The 272-nt window shown below is 73.9% G+C and carries 1 protein-coding gene; it reads left to right on the forward strand.

The features are described from left to right. On the forward strand, nucleotides 1-272 hold a 272-nt coding region (locus tag UK12_RS35620), incomplete at both ends, for a polyketide synthase dehydratase domain-containing protein (protein WP_045307373.1).

Genomic DNA, 272 nt, shown 5'->3' on the forward strand with positions numbered 1-272 from the left:
GGTGCTGGAGGAGCTGACGCTGGAGGCGCCGCTCGTCCTGCCCGAGCAGGGCGGCGTCCAGGTGCAGCTCTCCGTGGAGGCGGCCGACGAGTCCGGACGCCGTCCGGTCAGCCTGCACTCCCGTCCGGAGGATGCCTCCGGCGAGGAGCTGTGGACGCGGCACGCCACCGGTCTGCTCGCCCCGAGCGCGGTTGCCGGATCCCCGGCTTCGTTCGAGCTGGGGGAGTGGCCTCCGGCCGGTGCGGTCGAGGTTGCGGTCGACGACCTGTACG

This window comes from Saccharothrix sp. ST-888, from assembly GCF_000955975.1.
Classification (GTDB): domain Bacteria; phylum Actinomycetota; class Actinomycetes; order Streptomycetales; family Streptomycetaceae; genus Kitasatospora.